This window comes from Photobacterium sp. Ph5 (assembly GCF_022129445.1).
Classification (GTDB): Bacteria; Pseudomonadota; Gammaproteobacteria; order Enterobacterales; family Vibrionaceae; genus Photobacterium.
Genome location: NZ_JADQAQ010000112.1, coordinates 1 through 1,659, shown reverse-complemented (window position 1 = coordinate 1,659; position 1,659 = coordinate 1). Strand labels below are relative to the sequence as shown.

Sequence of the window (1,659 nt, the reverse complement as noted above, 5' to 3'; positions counted from 1 at the left end):
ACGCAGTCGCCCCTATCTGGCTTCATACCGTATCCGTCGGTGAATCGATTGCCGCGATTCCTGTTATAAAAGCACTTAAGCAGGCCTATCCTAATAAAACGATTATTGTTACCACAACCACAACGACAGGTGCTGAGCAAATCGCAAAATTAGGTAATTTGGTGGAGCACCGCTATATGCCGATTGATTTTTCCTGTTGTGTACAGCGCTTTATCAACACGATTGAGCCTTGTGCCTTACTTATAATGGAAACTGAGCTATGGCCCAATACGTTAGCAACGGTTGCTAAAGCTAATATTCCAATTACTGTTATTAACGCACGTTTATCAGAGCGTTCAGCACAACGATATCAACAATTCTCTTGGTTATTTGCCCATATTGGCCCTTACTTAAATCACGTATTATGTCTTCATCAAGATGATGCCAACCGTTTTATTCAATTGGGTATAGACCGAGATAAAGTTGCTGTCACAGGTTCAGTAAAGTTTGATATAGAAATTAATCCTCAGGTTCGACAACAAGCTCAACAATTACGCCAACTACTGGGCATGGAACGACCAATCTGGATTGCCGCAAGTACTCATAAAGGCGAAGATGAGCAACTTCTGGACGCCTTTAAAACCATAAAACAAAATATCCCTAATGCCTTACTAATTTTGGTTCCTCGCCATCCAGAACGTTTTGATTCTGTTTTCACACTATGTCAACAATACGGTTTTGTAACCCAAAGAAGAACGCAAGATCATAATGGCTTGCTAAATAGTGACGTGTATCTTGGTGATACTATGGGTGAAATGTTGACACTTATGGGAGTCGCTGATGTAGTCTTTATGGCAGGAAGTCTCATTGGGGATGCTGTCGGTGGACATAATATGCTGGAGCCTGCAGCCCTTGCTAAACCTATTTTAACAGGGCCAAGCTTTTATAACTTTACTGATATTACAGAACAATTAGAACATGCTAATGGGCTGATCATCTGTCAAAATAGTGAAGAGATCAGTCATAATATATGTCAGCTGTTAAGTCAAAAAGCTCTTCAACAGCAGATGGGGCAAGCAGCCTTACATGTTGTAAAATCAAACCAAGGTGCCGTTGCAAAAACCGTTACAGCTATTGCCCCTTATTGCCATTAACCCTGATAACCTTGCAATAACCACTGCCAGTTATCTTCGTTAAATAAGATCCCTCGCTTGCCTTGCTCTTTAATAAAAGAACGATGCAAGCGAGCCAGATTTTTTTCCTGCCAATCAGCACCTTCTAAGCGATAACATTTATCAAAATCAATAATCCACACGGTATGATGATCGTCGAGCAAGATATTATGGCAGTTAAGATCTGTATGGCACACGCCAGCATCGTGCATTCGCTTAATCATGGCGCCAACATCAAACCAAACCTGCTGAGATAGTGTTTCTTGACCAAGAATTCCAACCAAGTCTCGACTATTTGCGATCTTTTCAACCAATATATCCGCTTGATAACGAAACCACCCCAAGCGAACAGCTCGAGCAGCTACTGGTTTAGGTACATTCACTTGATGTGCAATCAGATGGTTCAATAACGAAAATTCTGCCACACTACGAGTCTTATCCCAGCCTGAAAACAGATAACTGTCTGCCACTAATTTCCCAAACAAACCACCACGACGATAATGGCGCA

At 41.7% G+C, this 1,659-nt stretch carries 2 protein-coding genes; one reads left to right on the top strand and one right to left on the bottom strand.

Going from position 1 to position 1,659, the window contains the following annotated elements; translation table 11 throughout:
* A partial coding sequence (waaA, locus tag I3259_RS20150; protein WP_238031442.1) for a lipid IV(A) 3-deoxy-D-manno-octulosonic acid transferase occupies positions 1–1,133 on the top strand: 1,133 nt, incomplete at its 5' end.
* On the opposite strand, the gene I3259_RS20145 is transcribed toward waaA, so the two are convergent.
* The coding region (locus I3259_RS20145; protein WP_238031441.1) for a 3-deoxy-D-manno-octulosonic acid kinase at positions 1,130–1,659 on the bottom strand (530 nt) is incomplete at its 5' end. The two genes, waaA and I3259_RS20145, sit on opposite strands and share 4 nt — an antisense overlap.